The following is a 17,496-nucleotide window of genomic DNA, read 5'->3' on the forward strand; positions in this document are numbered from 1 at the left end:
GGAGTGATTCCGGGGGCTACTCGCCCGTACGGCCGTCGACGGACTCGCGGATGAGGTCGGCGTGGCCGTTGTGGCGGGCGTACTCCTCGATCATGTGGCAGAGGATCCAGCGCAGGCTCGGGACGCGGCCGTCGCGCCAGATCCGGCCGGCGGGCCGGTCGAGGCCGCCGCGCTCCAGCGCCTCGGCGGTGCGGGCGCGGGAGGCCGCGACCGACTCCTCCCACAGCGCGCGCAGCTGCCCGGGGGTGTCCTCGGCGGCGGAGTGCCACTCCCAGTCGGTGTCGGCGCTCCAGTCGACCGAGGCCCACGGCTCGCTGGGGGCGCGGTCCGCGAGGGTGTGGGAGAACCAGAAGTCCTCGACGTAGGCGAGGTGCTTGAGCATGCCGCCCAGCGTCATCGAGGAGGCGGCGGCGGTCGCCGCGAGGCCGGCGGAGTCCAGTCCCGCGCACTTCAGGGCGAGGGTCGCGCGCTGGTAGTCGAGGAAGCCCAGCAGGGTCGCCGCCTCGCCGCCCGCGAGGGGCGGCTCGGGGCGGCCCTGCTCGTCCAGCCTGGCCATCCGCTGCTCGTCGCCCAGGAAGTCCCGCAGGCGGTCGAGGAGTTGGTCGGCGGCCCGCGCGTCGTAGGAGGGCAGTGAGCTGTCGGTGAAGAGGTGGCTGCCGCCGGGGTAGAGGAACAACTCCCCCTGCGCGGCACCCGCGATCAGCTCGCGCGCCGCGTCCAGGTCTCCCTCTCCCACGAAGGAGGGGTCGGCGTCCATGCCGTGCACCTGCACGGGGAGGTCCCTGGGCCAGGCGGTGCCGAACTCCGCGGCGGGCACGCACGCTTCGAGCAGCAGCGCGCCGCGGGCGCCGGGCCGGGTCTGCGCGAGCCGCTGGGCGGCCAGCACGCCCAGGGAGATCCCGGCGTAGACCACCTCGGCCGGCAGCTCCTCGACCGCCCGCGCCCCGCGCTCGGCGATCTCCCCGAAGCCCACCTTCCGGGCGTGGGCGACGCCCTCCTCGACGGAGTCGAAGACCGCGCCCTCGAAGAGGTCGGGGGTGTGCACGGTGTGCCCGGCCAGCCGCAGCCGACCGGCGAGGGCGAGGACACCCGGGGTGAGCCCCTGGGCATGGTGGAAGAGAACGACCTCGGCCATCCGACGTACCTCCTGGACGTGTTGTACGAACCAGGGGGACCCTAGCCGGGGGGTACGACAAAGGGCCGGGACCTGCGGGGCGCCAGGGCGCCGCCCGCTCCCTCAGCCCTGCCAGCTGTGGGGGGCGCGGAAGCCCGGGGTGCGCTCCAGCCGGCGCCAGCGGGCCGCGCCCGGGTGGCGGGGGCCCCGGGTGCCGGGGCGCGCGGTCGCGGCGCGGGCCAGCAGGACCGCGGTGAGGGCGGCCAGCTCCTCTTCGCTGGCGGAGCCCTTCTCCACGCGGACCAGGTTCTCGGAACTCACGTCTGTCTCCATCTCCACGTCTTCAGTGTGCTGTCGTCTCGTGTCCGCGCCGTCACACCGGGGTGACCGCGCGGTGTCGTGTCGTCACTGCGGCGGGTTGCCGTGCTTGCGCGAGGGCAGGTCGGCGTGCTTCGTGCGCAGCATCGCCAGCGAGCGGATGAGCGTCTCGCGGGTCTCCGCCGGGTCGATGACGTCGTCCACGAGGCCGCGCTCGGCGGCGTAGTACGGGTGCATCAGCTCGGCCTTGTACTCCTTGACCATCTCCGCGCGCTTGGCCTCCGGGTCCTCCGCCTCGGCGATCTGGCGGCGGAAGATGACCCCGGCCGCGCCCTCGGCGCCCATCACCGCGATCTCGTTGGTGGGCCAGGCGTAGGTCAGGTCGGCGCCGATGGACTGGGAGTCCATGACGATGTACGCGCCGCCGTACGCCTTGCGCAGCACGATCGAGATGCGCGGCACGGTGGCGTTGCAGTACGCGTACAGCAGCTTCGCGCCGTGGCGGATGATGCCGCCGTGCTCCTGGCTGACGCCCGGCAGGAAGCCGGGGACGTCCAGCAGCGTCACGATCGGGATGTTGAAGGCATCGCACATCTGCACGAAGCGGGCAGCCTTCTCGCTGGCCTCGATGTCCAGCACGCCGGCCAGCACCGAGGGCTGGTTGGCGACGATGCCGACCACCTGGCCGTCGAGGCGGCCCAGCGCGCAGACGATGTTGCGCGCCCAGCGCTCGTGGATCTCCAGGAACTCCCCGTCGTCGAGGAGCTCCTCGATCACCTTGTGCATGTCGTACGGGCGGTTGCCGTCGGCGGGGACGAGGTCCAGCAGGACGTCGCCGCGGCGGTCGGCCGGGTCCTGGGACTCGACGGCCGGCGGGTTCTCCCGGTTGTTCTGCGGGAGGAGCGTCAGCAGGTAGCGCACCTCCTCCAGGCACGTCACCTCGTCGTCGTACGCGAAGTGCGCCACGCCGCTGGTCTCGGCGTGCACGTCCGCGCCGCCCAGGCCGTTCTGCGTGATCTCCTCGCCGGTGACGGCCTTGACGACGTCCGGTCCCGTGATGAACATCTGCGAGGTCTCGCGGACCATGAAGACGAAGTCGGTGAGCGCCGGGGAGTAGGCCGCGCCGCCCGCGCAGGGGCCGAGCATCACGCTGATCTGCGGGATGACGCCGGAGGCGCGGGTGTTGCGCTGGAAGATGCCGCCGTAGCCGGCGAGGGCGGAGACGCCCTCCTGGATGCGGGCGCCGGCGCCGTCGTTGAGGGAGACCAGCGGCGCGCCCGCCGAGATGGCCATGTCCATGATCTTGTGGATCTTGGTGGCGTGGGCCTCGCCCAGGGCGCCGCCGAAGATCCGGAAGTCGTGGGCGTAGACGAAGACCGTGCGGCCGTGGACGGTGCCCCAGCCGGTGACGACGCCGTCGGTGTAGGGCCGCTTGTCCTCCAGGCCGAAGCCCGTGGCGCGGTGCCGGCGCAGGGTCTCGACCTCGCGGAAGGAGCCCTCGTCGAGGAGCAGGTCGATACGCTCGCGGGCGGTGAGCTTGCCCTTGGCCCGCTGGGCGTCGGTGGCCCGCTGGGAGGGGCCGGCGTAGGCCAGTGCGCGGATGCGGTGCAGCTCGGCGGCGCGCCCGCGGGCCTCGTTCCCGAGGGGCTCTGCGGCTACGGGGGCGTCATCGAGAGTGGTCATACCTCGACGGTACGGGGCCGGGCCCGCTCAGCCTGATGTCGGATACCTACAACGTCCGGGGGCAAAGACTGAGCAGGCGGCACACACACGCGTGGTCCGCTCCCTACTTCGGCCAATGCGGTACGGGGTGCGCCTGTGGGCCTCTCACAAAAAGCCTCCGGGGCGAAGGACTGATCGGGTGAACACCTGCGGACGCGGGGACGGCGCGGGGGCGTCCACCGGGACGGGGCCGCGCGCTACCGGGCGCGCGGGCCGCGCGCCCGGCGCACCCCGGTCGCGGCGGGGTCGGGCTGGGCGAGCGCGCTCTCGGCGAGGCCGCGCAGCACGTCGAGGAAGACCTCGCGCCGGTCCTCGGGGACGGCGCCGAGCGCCTCCTGGTGGACGCGGTCCACGATCACCTGGCCGCGCTCGGCGGCCTCCCGTCCCGCCGGGGTGACGTGGATGATCCGCGCCCGCCGGTCGGCGGCGGACTGGCGCCGCTCGGCCAGCCCGGCGCTCTCCAGCCGGTCCACGGTGGCCACCATCGTCGTCTTGTCCAGGTGGGCCAGCTCCGCGAGCTGGATCTGGGTGCGCTCCCCCTCCAGCGCGTGGACGAGCACGCACTGCTCGCGCTGCGAGAGGCCGGCCTCGGCCAGCGCGGCGGAGAGCCGGGTGTTCAGTACGTGCCCGGCGTGCATGAGGTGGCCGGTCAGGTCCAGTACGGCGCGGTTCGGGGCTCCTGGGGTCATGGCTCCACGGTAGCAAGTGGGCACGGCAAGGGACGATCCCCAAAGAGATCGACCCGAAAGAGATAGTCCTGTAGCAGATCATCTGTTACGGTCGTTCCCATGACCGCTACCGACGGCGCCACAGCCGCCTCCCCCTCCCGCTGGCTCGCCCTGGCGATCCTCAGCGCCGGAGCACTGATGATCATCCTCGACGGCAGCATCGTCACCGTCGCCCTGCCCGCCATCCAGCGCGACCTGGGCTTCTCCCCGGCCGACCTCACCTGGACGCTCAACGCGTACATGATCGCTTTCGCCGGACTCCTGCTGCTCGCGGGCCGGTTGGGCGATCTGGTCGGCCGCCGGCACGTCTTCGTCGCGGGGCTGGGCCTCTTCACGCTCGCCTCCGTGCTGGGCGGCATCGCCACCGAGCCCTGGCTGCTGATAGCCGCCCGCTTCCTGCAGGGCGCCGGCGGGGCGCTGTCCTCGGCCGTGGGTCTCGGCATGGTCGTCACCCTCTTCCCCGATCCGGCCGAACGGGCCCGCGCCATGGGCGTGTTCGCCTTCACCGGAGCGGCCGGGGCCTCGATCGGCCAGGTGCTGGGCGGGGTGCTGACCGACGGCCTCAGCTGGCACTGGATCTTCTTCATCAACCTGCCGATCGGCGCGGCCACCGCCGTACTCGCCCTGCGCGTGCTGCCCACCGAGCGCGGTCTCGGCCTGCGGGCCGGCGCCGACGCGCTGGGCGCGGCGCTGGTCACCTCGGGGCTGATGCTCGGCGTCTACACCATCGTCAAGACCGAGCAGTACGGCTGGGGTTCGGCGCACACGCTGGGGCTGGGCGGCCTCTCGCTGCTGCTGCTCGCCGCCTTCGTCCTGCGCCAGGCCAGGGTCGCCACACCGCTGCTGCCGCTGCGGATCCTGCGCTCCCGCGAGGTCGCCGGCGCCAACGTCATCCAGGGGCTGGTCATCGCCGGCATGTTCGCCTTCCAGGTGATCGTGGCCCTCTACATGCAGCAGGTGCTGGGCTACACCGCCCTGGAGACGGGTCTGGCGATGCTGCCGGCGGCGCTGCTGATCGGCGCGGTCGCCCTCGGACTGGCGGGCCGGCTGATCGCGCGGTACGGCGAACGCGCCGTGCTGCTGGCCGGGTTGGCGATGCTGACGGCGGCGCTCGGGCTGCTGCTGCGCACCCCGGCGGACGGCGCGGTGTTCGTCCGCGACCTGCTGCCGACGATGGTGCTGATCAGCGGTGGCGGGCTCGTCCTGCCGGCGATGATGACGCTCGGGATGTCGGCAGCCCGGCCGGACGACGCCGGGGTGGTGTCGGGGCTGTTCAACACCGGTCAGTCGGTCGGCTCGGCGCTGGGCGTGGCGGTGCTCTCGACGCTGGCGGCGGCCCGTACGCAGAATGCACTGGCGGCCGGGGAGCCCCGGGCCGAGGCGCTGACCAGCGGCTTCCATCTGGCCTTCGGGATCGGCACCGCACTGGTCGTCACGGCGGGGCTGCTCACGCTGACCGTGCTGAGGCCGCGGGCGCGGGCCGCGGCGGACGGGCCGGTGAAGGAGGCGGTCGGGGTCTGAGCACGGCGGCGACCGAGCCGAGGTCCACCGCGCCGGCGGGCGAGGCGGTCCAGCCCGCCGGGATGTCGAGGTCCAGGCGGACGTTCTGCGCCTGGGCGGCCTCGTAGTTGGTGAAGACGGCGGTCACCTCGTTGGCCTGGCCGGGCTCCAGCGCGGCCGGGGCGTTGAGCGCGACGTTCGCGCAGGCGCGGGCCGTGGTGGCGGCGCCGGGGTCGGTGACGCCGCCCGCGTCGCCCTTGGCGAAGGGCCCCAGCCCTGGTCGACGTCCTCGAAGTCCTCGTGGACCAGGGCGCCGTCCTCGGTGGTCGGCGCGTTGGCGACCAGGCGCACGTCATCGGCCCGTACGACCGCGGCGGCGCTGTCGGCCGCCAGGCGCAGGACGGCCGAACCGTCCGCCGGTGCGGTGAAGTTGAGCTTCACACGCTGGAAGTACGTGCTGTGCTGCTCCTCCCCCGCGACCTGGTTCGGAGCCATGGAGCGGTTCAGCGACACGGCCGCGTCCAGGCCGCCGCCCTTCACTGCCAGCGTGGTGGCGCGCTCCTTGCCGGGCTCGACCTCCACGTTGACGGAGGCGGTGTAGCGCTTGCCCGGCTCCAGGCCGGTGATCCGCCGCTCCCGCGCGGCAGTGGCGCCGGCGCCTAGGACGGCGGTGCGGTGGTCCTTGCCGTCGGTCTGGTCAAAGACGGGGCCCGTCTTGGTCCAGGCGTCGAGGCCCTCGTCGTTGAAGCCGGGGTCGGCGACCTTGGCGCCCTCACCCCACTGCGGGTCGGCGGCCTGCGGGGTCGTACCGACCGGGTAGAGGACGTAGGGCTGGCCGGCCTGGGCGCTGAGGGGTGGAGGCGATAGCGGGCGCGGAGGAGTCCGGGCCGATCCTTGGGGAGAGCCCGTGTGCGGCGTCACTGGCGGTGACGCGATGCCGGCGTCTGGACTGCGTCCGGCTCTTTCGAGTCGGGCGCACCCGGGGATCGCCGCCCCGCCGGACGCTGAACCGATCGCCGCACGTGAACCGCGGTGCCGGTGGCGGGGACCGCGCGCATATCAAGCTGCTCTTACCGCCCTTGGTGTTGTAGTGGTAGGGCTTGTCGGCGGTGGCCGCCTCGCCCCAGCCCTTCTGCCAGGGCAGCAGGTACCAAGTCCCGTCCAGGATCGTGGCGTTGCCCTGGTAGAAGGTCCGCTTGCCCTTCTCCTGCACCGCGCGCCGGCCGGCCCCGGGGGGATCAGCTTTCGCAGTCGGTGGAGGAGATGCGGCCGTTCTCGTCGATGCCGACCTTGAAGGGGGGCCCGTCGTTGATACGGACTGTCCAGCCGTGCGTCAGGGTGGCGGCCGCCGGACTGTCCGCGTACCAGGTCTCCGGCACGGTGGTGGTGCACATTCCCGTCAGGGTGCTGCGGGTTTCCATCTCCGCCGCGAAGAAATCCTGGCGGGCGGCGAGAATCCCCGCTGTGTCCTCGGGGCCGCTCTCCACCAGTGCTCCGAAGAAGCCGCCCAGCGTGGCGTCTCCGCTCTTCTCCCCCAGCGGGTGGCATTCGACCTTCGCGACGCGGCCGGTGGCCGGGTCCAGAATCAGCCGCGCTGTCCGGGGCAGGGGGCGCGGGCCGTCGTAGAACGTCACCTGGGTCTGGAAGGCGACGAAGCCGTTGGCGCGGGCGCCGCAGGTGGCGTTGATGCCGTCCAGGCCCCAGTACCGCTCGTAGGCGGCACGGTCCACGAACAGGTCCTCCTGCGCCTTGATGGCGGGGATCGACAGGGTGGCCCCCGTCTGGGCCGTACTCACCCTCTGGTAGAAGTCCCGGGTGATCTCGATCTGGTACGCGGGATCCTCCGCGTCCCCCCGCCGTGTCTGCGCCGGAGGAGTGGTGTGCCCGGTCGGCGGCGGTGTGGTGTGTGTGGCCGGAAAAGTCGGGTCAGGAGTGCCGCTCCCGGTCGGCAGCCACAGCAGGCCCGCTGCCGCCACCGCCGCCGCGACCGCCGCCGCTCCGGCGGCCCACACCCGGCGGCTGCCGCGGCGCGCGCGTCGGACGATGTGCTCCGCCTCGTAGCCGGGGGCGGGCTCGCGGTGGGCGTAGTCCGCCAGCGCCGCCTTCAACTCCGCTTCCACGTCGAACTCGTGCGTGTCGGTCATGCCGCCCCTCCGAATCCCGGTCGGATCACGTTTCCGGTGGCCGGGAGCGCGGCCGCCCGCAGCTTCTGCAGACCGCGCGCCGCCTGGGAGCGCACCGTCGCGGGCGCCACACCCAGCAGCTCGGCGATCTCCTCGTCGGGCCGGTCCTCGAAGTAGCGCAGGACCAGCACCGCCCGCATCCCGTACGGCAACGCCCGCAGCGCGCGCAGGAGTTCGTCCCGGAGCGTGAGGGGGCCGTACGGGTCGGGGGCGACCCGGCGGTCCTCCAGCAGCGGCAGCTCACCCTTCCTGCCGCGCCAGCCGTCCTTGGCCAGGTTGACCAGGATGCGCCGGGCGTACGCCTCGGGCGAGTCGGCGGCGCTGACCTTCCGCCAGTTGCGGTAGACCTTCTCCAGCGTGGACTGCACCAGGTCGTCGGCGCGGTCGCGGTCGCCCGTCAGCAGCAGCGCGGTGCGGAAGAGCACCCCCGCGCGGGCGGTGACGAAGTCCGCGAAGTCTGCGGTGTCAGCGGCTCGCATCCGCCACCCCCGGTTGCTGTACGCACATGGTCCCTCCCCTGCGGCCCCTGTCGGCCTCCCCCTTCCAGACGTGCGCCGGGCCCGTACTGCTGCACGGGCCCGGCGGTGCAACCAATCCGTGACCGGGGAGACGGCGCGGCGGGCCGGGGCGGTCAGCAGCCGCCGCAGTTGTAGTACAGGACGTCCCAGTGGTTGCCCTCGTCGGCGTAGATGTTGCCCGAGCCGGAGCGCCACTGGGGGGCGCCGTCGCCGCGCAGGCCGATGTAGGTGAAGTAGGTCTTGATGTAGTTCCCGACGCAGCTGTACTTGCTGTAGTCCAGCTTGTAGCCGTTCCAGTGGCTGTACGTGCCGCTCGCGTGGCCCGTCTCCGTGCCGCCGGTGATGTTCAGCGCGCAGCCGCTGGCCTGCTTCAGGGTGACGGCGCCCTGGGCGGTGGCGAGGTTGAGCTGCTCGAAGGACGTGCAGGTGGAGTTGTAGCGGTTGGAGCAGCCGCCGGAGGAGGACCAGGTGATCCCCGCGTTGCGGAACATGCTGGTGGCCTGCGCGTGGGAGATCTTGGTGACCGCGTGCGCGGGGGCGGCCGTTGCCAGCGAGAGCCCGAAGAGGGCCAGGACGAGTGCGAGCACTCCAGGGAGCGCCTTCCATGTCTTAGTCATGTACACGATTGTCGGGCTGGGATGGGGACCGGACCAGGGCACCTGACCTGCGACGCAACCGGCCCGCTACCGCACCGAGCCCCGCCGACCGCTACTCCCCCGCCCCTTCCGGTTCCACGCCCGCCCGCAGCAGCCCGTACGCGTAGGCGTCGTCCAGCGCCTGCCAAGAGGCCGCCACCACGTTGTCCCCGACGCCGACCGTCGACCACTCGGCGGCGCCGTCGCTGGTGGTGACCAGCACCCGGGTGGTGGACTGCGTACCGTGCGCGCCCTCCAGGATGCGGGCCTTGTAGTCCACCAGCTCCAGCCCCGCCAGCTGCGGATGGGTCCGCTCCAGCGCCACCCGCAGTGCCCGGTCCAGGGCGTGGACGGGGCCGTTGCCCTCGGCGGTGGCGATCATCCGCTCGCCCTTCGCCCAGAGCTTCACCGTCGCCTCGATGGCGTGCGTGCCGTCGGGGCGGTACTCGGTGATCGCGCGCCAGGACTCGGTGCGGAAGTAGCGCAGTGGACGCCCGGCGGCCTCCTCGCGCAGCAGCAGCTCGAAGGAGGCGTCCGCCGCCTCGTACGAGTAGCCGCGCAGTTCCGCCTGCTTGACCCGGTCCACCACCCGGCCGACCAGCTCGCGGTCGCCGCCGAGGTCGATGCCCAGCTCCCTGCCCTTCAGCTCGATCGAGGCGCGGCCGGCCATGTCGGAGACCAGCATCCGCATGCTGTTGCCGACCAGCGCGGGGTCGGTGTGCTGGTAGAGGTCGGGGTCGACCTTGATGGCGGAGGCGTGCAGGCCGGCCTTGTGCGCGAAGGCCGAGACGCCGACGTAGGGCTGGTGGGTGGAGGGGGTGAGGTTGACGGTCTCGGCGATGGCGTGCGAGATGCGGGTCATCTCGCGCAGGGCGCCGGGGGGCAGCACGCGGCGGTCGTACTTCAACTCCAGCGCGGCGACGACGGGGAAGAGGTTGGCGTTGCCGACGCGTTCGCCGTAGCCGTTGGCCGTGCACTGCACGTGCGTGGCGCCGGCGTCGACGGCGGCGAGGGTGTTGGCGACCGCGCAGCCGGTGTCGTCCTGGGCGTGGATGCCCAGCCGGGCGCCGGTGGCGGCGAGCACCTCGGAGACGACGGCGTGGACGCCGGCGGGGAGCATGCCGCCGTTGGTGTCGCACAGGACGACGACCTCGGCGCCGGCGCCGGCGGCCGCACGGACCACCTCCGTGGCGTAGGCGGGGTTGGCGCGGAAGCCGTCGAAGAAGTGCTCGCAGTCCACGAAGACCCGGCGGCCCTGCGCGCGCAGGTACGCGACGGTCTCGCGGACCATCGCCAGGTTCTCCGCCGGGGTGGTGCGCAGCGCCAACTCCACGTGCCGGTCGTGGGACTTGGCGACCAGGCAGACCACCGGCGCCTCGGAGGCGAGCAGGGCGGCGACCTGCGCGTCGTCCTGGACGGCGGTGCCGGCCTTGCGGGTGGCGCCGAAGGCGACCAGCTGCGCGTGCCGGAAGTCGATCTCGGTACGGGCCCGGCGGAAGAACTCGGTGTCGCGCGGCACCGCCCCCGGCCAGCCGCCCTCGATGAAGCCGACGCCGAACTCGTCCAGGTGGCGGGCGATCACCAGCTTGTCCGCCACCGAGAGGTTGATGCCCTCGCGCTGGGCACCGTCGCGCAGCGTGGTGTCGAAGACGTGGAAGCTGTCGTCCGGTGGTACGGGCTGGAAGGTCATCCGGGGCTCCAGGAAGGTGACTTGCGACCGTCGAAAGCCGGTCCTCCCCCGAGGTCCGCGCCGCTTCGCCTCCCGGTGACGGTGGCCGGTAAACGAAAAAACCCCTCGCTGGTCGCGAGAGGTCTGCACGCTGGTCGGGGGCTTCGCGGCCGCCGTCGCACCGATGGGTGCGGTGGGGCGGTCACTGCGGACCGGCGCGCCTGCTGCCGATAATCATGGCGAAAGTGGGCACGGGGGAAGTCTGGCACATCTCACCGGAGACGGCCTGTCCGTCTCATCATGCGGGCCGGCGGGCGGTGGGGGCCGCTCGGCTGCGGGGGTACGGGCCACACCGGCCGGTGTGGCCCGTACCCCCGGGAGGGCTCAGCCCAGGCGGTGCATCCAGCCGTGCTCGTCGGCGGCCTGGCCGGTCTGGATGGCGAGGAGCGCCTCGCGCAGGCGGGCGGTGACCGGGCCCGTGCCGCCGTCGCCCACCGTCCACTCGGCGCCGGCGGACTTCACCGCGCCGACCGGGGTGATCACCGCGGCCGTGCCGCAGGCGAAGACCTCCGTGATCGTGCCGTCGGCGTTGCCCTGCTCCCACTCCTCCTTGGAGATGCGGCGCTCCTCGACCCGGTAGCCCAGGTCGGCGGCGATCTTCAGCAGGGAGTCGCGGGTGATGCCCGCCAGCAGGGTGCCGGTCAGCTCGGGGGTGACGATCACGGCGTCGTCGCCGCTGCCCTGGACGAAGTAGAGGTTCATGCCGCCCATCTCCTCGATCCAGCGGCGCTCCAGCGCGTCCAGCCAGACCACCTGGTCGCAGCCCTGCGCGGCGGCCTGCGCCTGGGCGACCAGCGAGGCGGCGTAGTTGCCGGCGCACTTGGCCTCGCCCGTGCCGCCGGGGGCCGCGCGCACGTACTCCTCGGAGAGCCAGACGGAGACGGGCTTGAGGCCGCGCGGGAAGTAGGCCCCGGCCGGGGAGGCGATGAGGATGAAGAGGTACTCGTTGGCCGGGCGCACGCCCAGGCCCAGCTCGGTGGCGATCATGAAGGGGCGCAGGTAGAGGGACGCCTCGCCGCCGCTGGGCACCCAGGCCTCGTCCTGCGCCACCAGCGCCTCGACGGCCGCCATGAACATCTCGGTGGGCAGCTCGGCCATCGCCAGGCGGCGGGCGGAGCGCTGGAAGCGCTCGGCGTTGGCCTCGGGACGGAAGGTGCCCAGGGTGCCGTCGGCCTGGCGGAAGACCTTCATCCCCTCGAAGATCGCCTGGCCGTAGTGGAGCGTCATGTTGGCCGGGTCGATGGACAGCGGCGCGTAGGGCTGGAGCTGGGCGTCGTGCCAGCCGCGGCCCTCGGTCCAGCGGATGGTGACCATGTGGTCGGTGAAGTACCGGCCGAAGCCGGGGTTGGCCAGGATCGCCTCCCGCTCGGCGTCCGCCAGCGGGTGGGAGGAGGGCTTGAGCTCGATCGCGGTCGTCATAGTCGCGTGTCCTTCGCTGTCACGTATGTGGCGGACCGCGCCCTCTACTAGGACGTCCGAGCTTTCCCTCGCGCCGCGGCCCCACCCCGATTATCTACCGGGGCGGGAGCAGATGCGAAAAGGGGGGCACGGTCCAGGTCATCGTCGCACCGGGCCGCGCGCAGGCGCGCGGTCCGGTTCCAGCCCTGGCTTGTGTGCACCTGACCGTCGGGTCGGCTGTACGTGCGGGTCCCGGCGGTCAGCCGGCTACTCGCGCGGCGAGCGCGTCGCCGGTCTCCTCGGTGGTGCGCGGGGCGCCGGCGCGCTCGGCGAGGTCCGCCGCGACGGCGGTCTCGATGCGGGCGGCCTGCGGCTCGTAGCCGAGGTGGCGCAGCAGCAGGGCGACCGAGAGGATGGTGGCCGTCGGGTCCGCTGTGCCGGTGCCGGCGATGTCCGGGGCCGAGCCGTGGACGGGCTCGAACATCGACGGGAAGGTGCCGTCCGGGTTGATGTTGCCGGAGGCGGCGAGTCCGATGCCGCCGGTGACGGCGGCGGCGAGGTCGGTGAGGATGTCGCCGAAGAGGTTGTCGGTGACGATGACGTCGAACCGGGCCGGGTCGTTGACCAGGAAGATCGTGGCCGCGTCGACGTGCAGGTAGTCGGTGGTGACGTCCGGGTACTCCAGGGCCACGCGGTCGAAGGTGTTCTTCCACAGGTGTCCGGCGTAGACCAGGACGTTGTTCTTGTGGACGAGGGTGAGCTTCCGGCGCGGGCGGGCCTGGGCGCGGGCGAAGGCGTCGCGGACGACCCGCTCGACGCCGTACGCGGTGTTCACGCTGACCTCGGTCGCCACCTCGGCGGGCGTCCCGGTGCGCAGGGAGCCGCCGTTGCCGGTGTACGGGCCCTCGGTGCCCTCGCGGACGACGACGAAGTCGATGTCGGGGCGGCCGGCGAGGGGGGTGGGGGTGTGCGGGAAGAGCTTGGAGGGGCGCAGGTTGACGTAGTGGTCGAAGGCGAAGCGCAGCTTCAGCAGCAGGCCGCGCTCCAGCACGCCCGAGGGGACGCCCGGGTCGCCGATGGCGCCGAGCAGGATCGCGTCGTGGTCCTTCAGCCGCTCCAGCTCCGCGTCGGGGAGGGTCTCCCCCGTGGCGTGCCAGCGCCGGGCGCCGAGGTCGTAGGTCTCGGTCTCCAGCTTCACGTCCTGGGGGAGGACGGCGGCGAGGACCTTGAGGCCCTGGGCGACGACCTCGGGGCCGATACCGTCACCGGGGATCACTGCGAGGCGGATGCTGCGAGACATGGGGGAAGCGTACGCCGGGGGTCCAGGGGATGGAATTCGCGTCCATGATGCGGACGAGCGGGCCGGTCGTGCGGGGGTGTACGGGGCCGGGGGCTCCTTCCGGGGCGTGGAACCGCAGGTCGGCGGGGTCGGCGTCTCACATAGTAGGAAGTCCGAGCAATCGGCGGGACAGAACCGCTCGGACGTCCTACTTTTGTAGGAGCCGGAATGCGCTGTCGCCCATCCAGCGACGCGGTAGAGCCCAGACGCCCCCAGCAGGCAACCCCTGCGGCGCCCGCTCCCGCCGTACGGCCATCCCCTTCTTTCTCGCGCTGCTCCGAGGAGACGCCATGGCCCCCACGACCACCCCCCGCCGCGCCCGCCGCGCGCCCCGCCCGTCGGACACCGCGGACCGCCGCCAGGCGGCAGCCGCCCTCCAGCGCGCCCTGGACCGCCGCGACAACGGCGGCGCGGCGCCCCGCTGACGGCCGTCCGCCCGCCGCCTTCGCCGTCCCGGCACGCGCGTCCGCCCCCGGCCTGGGGGGAAGGGGCCGGGGGCGGAGTGCGGGGGGCGCCGTCCGCGGCGCCGGGCGGGCGTCAGCCCATGTGGGAGTAGCGGTAGTCCGTCGGCGGGACCATCGTCTCCTTGATGGAGCGCGTGGACGTCCAGCGCATCAGGTTCTGCTTCGCGCCCGCCTTGTCGTTCGTGCCGGAGGCACGCCCGCCGCCGAAGGGCTGCTGGCCGACGACGGCGCCGGTGGGCTTGTCGTTGATGTAGAAGTTGCCCGCCGCGAAGCGCAGCGCCTCGCAGGCGGCGGCCGCGGCCGCGCGGTCCTGGGCGATGACGGCGCCGGTCAGGGCGTACGCGGAGACCGACTCCATCTGCGCGAGCATCTCCTCGTACGCCTCGTCCTCGTAGACGTGCACCGCGACGATCGGGCCGAAGTACTCGGTCTTGAAGACCTCGTTCTCCGGGTCGGTCGACTCGATGATCGTCGGGCGGACGAAGTAGCCGGTGGAGTCGTCGTACGTGCCGCCCGCGACGATCGTGCAGGTCGGGTCGGCGGCGGCGCGGTCGATCGCAGCCTTGTTCTTGGCGAAGGAGCGCTCGTCGATGACCGCCGACATGAAGTTCGACAGGTCGGTGACGGGGCCCATGGTGATGCCCTCGGCCTCGGCGGCCAGCTCCTCGCGGAAGCCGTCGTTCCAGATCGACGCCGGGACGTAGGCGCGCGAGAGCGCCGAGCACTTCTGGCCCTGGAACTCGAAGGCGCCGCGGGTGATCGCGGTCTTCAGCACGGCGCGGTCCGCCGAGGGGTGGGCGACCAGGAAGTCCTTGCCGCCGGTCTCGCCGACCAGGCGCGGGTAGGTGCGGTAGTTCCCGATGTTCTCGCCGACCGTCTTCCACAGGTACTGGAAGGTCTTCGTCGAGCCGGTGAAGTGGATGCCGGCCAGGTCGGGGTGGACCAGGGCCACCTCGGAGACCTCGACGCCGTCGCCGGTGACGAGGTTGATGACGCCCGGCGGCAGGCCCGCCTCCTCCAGCAGCCGCATGAGCAGCACGGCGGCGTGCGTCTGCGTCGGGGAGGGCTTCCAGACCACGGTGTTGCCCATCAGGGCCGGGGCGGTCGGCAGGTTGCCGGCGATCGCGGTGAAGTTGAACGGCGTGATCGCGTAGACGAAGCCCTCGAGGGGCCGGTGGTCGGAGCGGTTCCACACGCCGGGCGACTGGGCCGGAGGCTGCTCGGCGAGGATCTGGCGGGCGAAGTGGACGTTGAAGCGCCAGAAGTCGACCAGCTCGCAGGGGGTGTCGATCTCGGCCTGCTGGGCGGTCTTGGACTGGCCGAGCATCGTGGAGGCCGCGAGGGTCTCGCGCCAGGGGCCGGCGAGCAGGTCGGCGGCCTTCAGGATGATCGCGGCGCGGTCGTCGAAGGACAGCGCGCGCCAGGCGGGGGCGGCGGCCAGGGCGGCGTCGACGGCGTCCTGCGCGTCGGCGCGGGTGGCGTGCGCGGAGGTGCCCAGGACGGCCTTGTGGTCGTGCGGCTGGACGACCTCGAAGCGCTCACCGCCGGCCATCCGCCGGACGCCGCCGATGGTCATCGGCAGCTCGATCGGGTTGCCGGCCAGTTCGGCGAGGGCCGCCTCCAGCCGGGCGCGCTCCGGGGTGCCGGGGGCGTAGCTGTGCACCGGCTCGTTGACCGGCACGGGGACCTGGGTCACAGCGTCCATGGGGGCCGTATCTCCTTAGAGGGGTTGGGACTTGGGGCAGCGGGGGGTGTACGGGCAGTGCGTACGGGGCGCGGTCAGCCGCGCGAGGCCAGCGAGCGCAGGAAGAACACCAGGTTCGCGGGGCGCTCGGCCAGACGCCGCATGAAGTATCCGTACCAGTCGGTGCCGTACGGGACGTAGACACGCATCCGGTGGCCCTCGGCGACCAGGCGCTCCTGCTCGCTCTCGCGGATGCCGTAGAGCATCTGGAACTCGTACTCGTCGCTCTTGCGGCCGAAGCGGCGCGCCAGGTCGCGGGTGATGGCGATCATGCGCGGGTCGTGGGAGCCGATCATCGGGTAGCCCTCGCCGGCCAGCAGGATCTTCAGGCAGCGCACGTACGCCCGGTCCACCTCGCGCTTGTCCTGGAAGGCGACGGTCGCGGGCTCCTTGTAGGCGCCCTTGACCAGCCGCACGCGCGAGCCGGCGGCGGCCAGCGCACGGCAGTCGTCCTCGGTGCGGAAGAGGTAGGACTGCAGCACGGCGCCGGTCTGCGGGAAGCGGGCGCGCAGGTCGGCGAGGATGGCGAGGGTGGAGTCGACGGTGGTGTGGTCCTCCATGTCGAGGGTCACCGTGGTGTTCGCCTCGGCCGCCGCCTCCACCACGGGGAGGATGTTGGCCAGCGCGAGGTCGTGGCCGCCGGGCAGCGCCTGGCCGAAGGCGGAGAGCTTCACCGACAGCTCGGCGCGCGGGCCCAGCTGCTCGCCGGCCAGGGCCTCGGCGAGGCGGAGGTAGTTGTCGCGGGTGCGCAGCGCCTCGGCGGGGTCGGTGATGTCCTCGCCGAGGAAGTCGAGGGTGACCTCCATGCCGCGCGCGTCCAGTTCGCGGACGGCGCCGACCGCGTCGGCGAGCTGCTCGCCGGCGACGAAGCGCTCCACCACCGGCTTGGTGACCGGGGCGGCGGCGACGATCTTACGCATCCGGTCGCTGCGGGAAGCGGCGAGGAGCACGGGACCCAGCACGGGGCACCTCCTGGGGATGTTCTTGTGGTGGGGCGCCGGGGGCGGCGGCATCTGCTGTTGCCCGCCTGCCCGGTGGGCGCGCGGGTGTACCCACCGTGAATCTAGGGACCGCTCCGATCCTGATCCATCGACACCTGTCACGCATCCGCACGCGCTGCTTCATACATCTGTATGAGAGGCTGCGGGCATGCGTGGGGACTACCAGACTCTGGTCGACGAGATCTCGGCCGCGCTGGAGGCGCCGGCCACCCTGGAGGACCGGGATTTCGGCCTGATCGCCTTCGGCGCGCACGAGGCGGGGGACGACGACGGGGCCGCGCTGATGGACCCGGTCCGCACCAGCTCGATCCTGCGGCGCCGGTCCACGGCGGCGGTGCGGGCCTGGTTCGAGGCGTTCGGCATCGCGCGGGCGAGCGGTCCGCTGCGGATCCCGCCGGACCCCTCGGCCGGGGTGGTGCGCGGGCGGATCTGCCTGCCGGCCCGGCACGGCGGGGTGGTGCGCGGGTACGTGTGGCTGCTCGACGACGGCCATCTGGCGGAGGTGGAGCTGGGCGGCCCCGGGGCCCCGGCGGACCCCCGGATCGCGCAGGCGATGGAGAGCGCCGACCGGATCGGTGCGCTGCTGGCGGCGGAGGCCCGCGCGGGGGCTGAGGCGGGGGCGCTGCTGCGGGAGCTGGTCGCCGGGCCGCAGACGGGGCGGGCGGCGGCGGAGGTGGGACTGCGGGCGGCGCTGGGCGCGGCGGCGGACGGTCATCTGGCGCTGGTGGCGGTGCTGCCGTGGGCGGCGGCCGGCCGGGAGGGCGCCGATACGCAGGGCGTGGTTCCGTCGGCGCCGGGGGTGGCGGCGACCTGTGCGGTACGGGCGCCCGGATCGCTTGCGGGGGGCGCCGGTGCGCTGGCCGCGCTGGTCCGGCTGCGGACGGCGGGCGGTACGGAGCCGGCGGTCAAGGCGGCGCTGCGGCTGCTGGAGTCACCGCCGGCGGCGCGGGGTCGTACGGGCGAGGGGGCGGCGCGGGCGGTCCGCGGCGCCGGAGTCAGCGACCCCCGCACCGGGCTGACGGACCTGGCGGCGGCCTGGCGCGAGGCGCTGGCGGCGGCGCGGGCGGCCGGCACCTGGTGGCCCGACTACGCCCTGGGCCTGG

The 17,496-nt window shown here is 73.0% G+C and carries 17 protein-coding genes and 2 pseudogenes; 3 read left to right on the forward strand and 16 right to left on the reverse strand.

Annotated elements, in window-relative coordinates; translation table 11 throughout:
- Positions 1-16 precede the first annotated feature (16 nt).
- The 5 genes and pseudogenes from ACFQLX_RS22665 to ACFQLX_RS22685 form a co-directional block, all read right to left on the reverse strand.
- Positions 17-556, reverse strand: coding sequence for a DinB family protein (locus ACFQLX_RS22665; RefSeq protein ID WP_386417983.1), 540 nt, complete (start codon positions 554-556; stop codon positions 17-19).
- A 15-nt stretch (positions 557-571) separates the two neighbouring features.
- Positions 572-1,135: pseudogene (locus ACFQLX_RS22670) on the reverse strand (dienelactone hydrolase family protein); the annotation flags it as partial.
- A 102-nt stretch (positions 1,136-1,237) separates the two neighbouring features.
- Positions 1,238-1,447 (reverse strand): acyl-CoA carboxylase epsilon subunit, encoded by a 210-nt coding sequence (locus tag ACFQLX_RS22675; protein ID WP_386417985.1) that lies wholly within the window; start codon positions 1,445-1,447, stop codon positions 1,238-1,240.
- A gap of 72 nt (positions 1,448-1,519) precedes the next feature.
- Entirely contained in the window at positions 1,520-3,115 is a 1,596-nt protein-coding gene (locus ACFQLX_RS22680; RefSeq protein ID WP_386417949.1) for an acyl-CoA carboxylase subunit beta, read from the reverse strand.
- Positions 3,116-3,351: 236 nt separating this feature from the next.
- Positions 3,352-3,843 carry a MarR family winged helix-turn-helix transcriptional regulator gene (locus ACFQLX_RS22685; protein WP_386417951.1) on the reverse strand — a complete coding sequence of 164 codons (492 nt, stop codon included), beginning with the start codon at positions 3,841-3,843 and terminating at the stop codon, positions 3,352-3,354.
- A 99-nt stretch (positions 3,844-3,942) separates the two neighbouring features.
- Between ACFQLX_RS22685 and ACFQLX_RS22690 the strand changes: the two genes are divergently transcribed.
- Complete coding sequence (locus tag ACFQLX_RS22690; RefSeq protein ID WP_386417953.1) at positions 3,943-5,403, forward strand: MFS transporter; 1,461 nt, start codon at positions 3,943-3,945, stop codon at positions 5,401-5,403.
- Here ACFQLX_RS22690 and ACFQLX_RS22695 read toward each other — a convergent pair.
- The 9 genes and pseudogenes from ACFQLX_RS22695 to ACFQLX_RS22735 form a co-directional block, all read right to left on the reverse strand.
- Positions 5,330-5,530 (reverse strand): NEW3 domain-containing protein, encoded by a 201-nt coding sequence (locus ACFQLX_RS22695; protein WP_386417955.1) that lies wholly within the window; start codon positions 5,528-5,530, stop codon positions 5,330-5,332. The genes ACFQLX_RS22690 and ACFQLX_RS22695 overlap by 74 nt on opposite strands.
- Positions 5,527-6,303, reverse strand: a complete 777-nt coding sequence (locus ACFQLX_RS22700; RefSeq protein ID WP_386417957.1) for a hypothetical protein — start codon at positions 6,301-6,303, stop codon at positions 5,527-5,529. Before ACFQLX_RS22700 ends, ACFQLX_RS22695 begins: the two co-directional genes overlap by 4 nt.
- A gap of 154 nt (positions 6,304-6,457) precedes the next feature.
- Positions 6,458-6,607, reverse strand: a pseudogene (locus ACFQLX_RS25820) (glycoside hydrolase family 101 beta sandwich domain-containing protein); the annotation flags it as partial.
- A 13-nt stretch (positions 6,608-6,620) separates the two neighbouring features.
- On the reverse strand, positions 6,621-7,526 hold the full coding sequence (locus ACFQLX_RS22710) for a hypothetical protein (protein ID WP_386417959.1): 906 nt from the start codon (positions 7,524-7,526) through the stop codon (positions 6,621-6,623).
- Positions 7,523-8,044, reverse strand: coding sequence for a SigE family RNA polymerase sigma factor (locus ACFQLX_RS22715; protein ID WP_386417961.1), 522 nt, complete (start codon positions 8,042-8,044; stop codon positions 7,523-7,525). The genes ACFQLX_RS22710 and ACFQLX_RS22715 overlap by 4 nt, the downstream gene beginning before the upstream one ends.
- A 152-nt stretch (positions 8,045-8,196) precedes the next feature.
- Positions 8,197-8,700 carry a hypothetical protein gene (locus ACFQLX_RS22720; protein ID WP_386417963.1) on the reverse strand — a complete coding sequence of 168 codons (504 nt, stop codon included), beginning with the start codon at positions 8,698-8,700 and terminating at the stop codon, positions 8,197-8,199.
- A gap of 91 nt (positions 8,701-8,791) precedes the next feature.
- The gene (gene cimA / locus ACFQLX_RS22725) at positions 8,792-10,408 is read right to left on the reverse strand and encodes a citramalate synthase (RefSeq protein WP_386417965.1); all 1,617 of its coding nucleotides are present in this window, start codon (positions 10,406-10,408) and stop codon (positions 8,792-8,794) included.
- Positions 10,409-10,771: 363 nt separating this feature from the next.
- Positions 10,772-11,866, reverse strand: a complete 1,095-nt coding sequence (locus ACFQLX_RS22730; protein WP_386417967.1) for a branched-chain amino acid aminotransferase — start codon at positions 11,864-11,866, stop codon at positions 10,772-10,774.
- A gap of 238 nt (positions 11,867-12,104) precedes the next feature.
- A complete protein-coding gene (locus ACFQLX_RS22735; RefSeq protein ID WP_386417969.1) occupies positions 12,105-13,145 on the reverse strand; it encodes a 3-isopropylmalate dehydrogenase in 1,041 nt (346 codons plus the stop codon).
- Between the two features lie 329 nt (positions 13,146-13,474).
- Here ACFQLX_RS22735 and ACFQLX_RS22740 point away from each other — a divergent pair, with 329 nt between their 5' ends.
- Positions 13,475-13,609, forward strand: coding sequence for a hypothetical protein (locus ACFQLX_RS22740; protein WP_386417971.1), 135 nt, complete (start codon positions 13,475-13,477; stop codon positions 13,607-13,609).
- 112 nt (positions 13,610-13,721) lie between these two features.
- On the opposite strand, the gene pruA is transcribed toward ACFQLX_RS22740, so the two are convergent.
- Positions 13,722-15,353 (reverse strand): L-glutamate gamma-semialdehyde dehydrogenase, encoded by a 1,632-nt coding sequence (gene pruA / locus ACFQLX_RS22745; protein WP_386417973.1) that lies wholly within the window; start codon positions 15,351-15,353, stop codon positions 13,722-13,724.
- Positions 15,354-15,427: 74 nt separating this feature from the next.
- On the reverse strand, positions 15,428-16,354 hold the full coding sequence (locus tag ACFQLX_RS22750) for a proline dehydrogenase family protein (protein WP_386417975.1): 927 nt from the start codon (positions 16,352-16,354) through the stop codon (positions 15,428-15,430).
- 187 nt (positions 16,355-16,541) lie between these two features.
- Between ACFQLX_RS22750 and ACFQLX_RS22755 the strand changes: the two genes are divergently transcribed.
- Positions 16,542-17,496: PucR family transcriptional regulator (locus ACFQLX_RS22755; protein ID WP_386417977.1), on the forward strand; the 955-nt coding region annotated here is incomplete at its 3' end.

This window comes from Streptomyces polyrhachis, from assembly GCF_042663125.1.
GTDB lineage: Bacteria > Actinomycetota > Actinomycetes > Streptomycetales > Streptomycetaceae > Streptomyces > Streptomyces polyrhachii.

Coding starts and splice junctions, on each gene's coding strand:
- ACFQLX_RS22665 (WP_386417983.1), bottom strand. CDS start 556: ATGGCCAGGCTGGACGAGCAGGGCCGCCCCGAGCCGCCCCTCGCGGGC.
- ACFQLX_RS22675 (WP_386417985.1), bottom strand. CDS start 1,447: ATGGAGACAGACGTGAGTTCCGAGAACCTGGTCCGCGTGGAGAAGGGC.
- ACFQLX_RS22680 (WP_386417949.1), bottom strand. CDS start 3,115: ATGACCACTCTCGATGACGCCCCCGTAGCCGCAGAGCCCCTCGGGAAC.
- ACFQLX_RS22685 (WP_386417951.1), bottom strand. CDS start 3,843: ATGACCCCAGGAGCCCCGAACCGCGCCGTACTGGACCTGACCGGCCAC.
- ACFQLX_RS22690 (WP_386417953.1), top strand. CDS start 3,943: ATGACCGCTACCGACGGCGCCACAGCCGCCTCCCCCTCCCGCTGGCTC.
- ACFQLX_RS22710 (WP_386417959.1), bottom strand. CDS start 7,526: ATGACCGACACGCACGAGTTCGACGTGGAAGCGGAGTTGAAGGCGGCG.
- ACFQLX_RS22715 (WP_386417961.1), bottom strand. CDS start 8,044: ATGCGAGCCGCTGACACCGCAGACTTCGCGGACTTCGTCACCGCCCGC.
- ACFQLX_RS22720 (WP_386417963.1), bottom strand. CDS start 8,700: ATGACTAAGACATGGAAGGCGCTCCCTGGAGTGCTCGCACTCGTCCTG.
- cimA (WP_386417965.1), bottom strand. CDS start 10,408: ATGACCTTCCAGCCCGTACCACCGGACGACAGCTTCCACGTCTTCGAC.
- ACFQLX_RS22730 (WP_386417967.1), bottom strand. CDS start 11,866: ATGACGACCGCGATCGAGCTCAAGCCCTCCTCCCACCCGCTGGCGGAC.
- ACFQLX_RS22735 (WP_386417969.1), bottom strand. CDS start 13,145: ATGTCTCGCAGCATCCGCCTCGCAGTGATCCCCGGTGACGGTATCGGC.
- ACFQLX_RS22740 (WP_386417971.1), top strand. CDS start 13,475: ATGGCCCCCACGACCACCCCCCGCCGCGCCCGCCGCGCGCCCCGCCCG.
- pruA (WP_386417973.1), bottom strand. CDS start 15,353: ATGGACGCTGTGACCCAGGTCCCCGTGCCGGTCAACGAGCCGGTGCAC.